This window comes from Mesorhizobium sp. M2C.T.Ca.TU.002.02.1.1, assembly GCF_003997225.1.
This window is the reverse complement of the sequence record NZ_RZTO01001211.1, coordinates 1-1,265: the sequence shown is the minus strand read 5'-3', so window position 1 is coordinate 1,265 and position 1,265 is coordinate 1. Positions and strand designations below refer to the sequence as shown.

The 1,265-nt window shown below is 63.5% G+C and carries 2 protein-coding genes; both read left to right on the top strand.

Translation table 11 applies throughout. The annotated features are described in order from the left end of the window. The first annotated feature begins 159 nt into the window (after positions 1-159). Positions 160-591: an SgcJ/EcaC family oxidoreductase gene (locus EOD07_RS34830; RefSeq protein ID WP_127238388.1), complete on the top strand. Its 432-nt coding sequence runs from the start codon at positions 160-162 to the stop codon at positions 589-591. Between the two features lie 103 nt (positions 592-694). Then, positions 695-1,129: a hypothetical protein gene (locus tag EOD07_RS34825; RefSeq protein WP_127238387.1), complete on the top strand. Its 435-nt coding sequence runs from the start codon at positions 695-697 to the stop codon at positions 1,127-1,129. The last annotated feature ends 136 nt before the right edge of the window (positions 1,130-1,265 follow it).

The window sequence follows — 1,265 nt, the reverse complement described above, 5'->3', positions numbered from 1 at the left end:
TAACGACAGCCAACGAGGCTTATTAACAAAAGGTTAATTTTGGGGATCAGGGCCGTTAAGGAAATGGCGCGGCTAAGTTCTGTGGCTGTGCGGTGACAGGGCCTGCCGATGCCGCTATCGTCTCACCCCAGCCTGGCGGAAAGCAAGGGAGATCATGTCATGGGACTGGAGGTCAGCAAGCCCGAGGATGTCGCGGCCGCGTTCGCCGATGCTTGGAACCGACATGACATGGACGACTTCGCGGCGCTGTTTTGCGAGGACGCCAATTTCGTCAATGTCGTGGGCGTGTGGTGGAAGAACCGGACCGAGATCGAAGCCGCGCACCGCGCCACTCACGCGACCATGTTTCGCGACAGCCGGTTGGAGGGCGTCGCCGCTTCAGTCGCCGAGCTGTCCCCTGGCATCGCATCCGTGCACTACAGATGGACCTTGACCGGCGCATCCGCTCCGGACGGCGCGCCCGCCGGGACGCGGGAAGGCATCCTGCTCCTGGTGGTGAAGAAGGAACAGCTTGGATGGCGGATCAAGGTGGCCCAGAACACCGATATCGTTCCAGGGGCGATCGCTCCCCCTGCTCGCGCAAGCCGGTAGCGGCCATGCCCGCACGGCATGTGAAGCGCCTAATATACGCGGCGACGCGTGCCGACCATTCTCTTGCCCGGAACTTTCCACTCTCTTCAGGAAGGAGACGGGCATGGGCATCGACCGGCAGGACAGCAAGCGGGCAGGCAAGACGGGTGCCGCGATGGCAGCGCTGATGCTGCTTTCAGGATGCATGACGCACCAGCCGACAGGCATAGACGCATACCGGACGAGCAGCATCGGCCAATGGCTGACGACCGACGACGCCGACAAGGTGGTCAGCGCGATGAGCGCCAAGGGCATGATGCCGGCGACCATCGACTGCCGTTTCGCCGACACCACGCCGGGCAAAGTGGCTTACCGCTCGAAATTCACCTGGAAGCGCGCGCCGGCCAACACCCGCTACCATTGGGAAGTCGGCGATCCGGCCTATCTCGCGAGCAAGGATGTTGCGTCCAACCGAGCCGGCTTGCGACGGGTGTTTGCGAAGACCGTGCGGGATGCGGCGACGGGGCAGAAGGTGGGATGCTCGGTGTGGATGGGTTAGGTCCGTTCACAATGAGAACGGCACTGGCAGGCTGATGCCCCGGCATTCGGCGTGACTCCGGCGCGCTTGCGCATCTATAGGAGAGAGCTCGTCCGTCTCCCGGAGCCGCCTATGCCTGCCGCACTCCTCCCCACCC

Bases quoted from the DNA above. Each gene is read 5' to 3' on its own strand.
- EOD07_RS34830 (WP_127238388.1), top strand. From the start codon at position 160: ATGGGACTGGAGGTCAGCAAGCCCGAGGATGTCGCGGCCGCGTTCGCC.
- EOD07_RS34825 (WP_127238387.1), top strand. From the start codon at position 695: ATGGGCATCGACCGGCAGGACAGCAAGCGGGCAGGCAAGACGGGTGCC.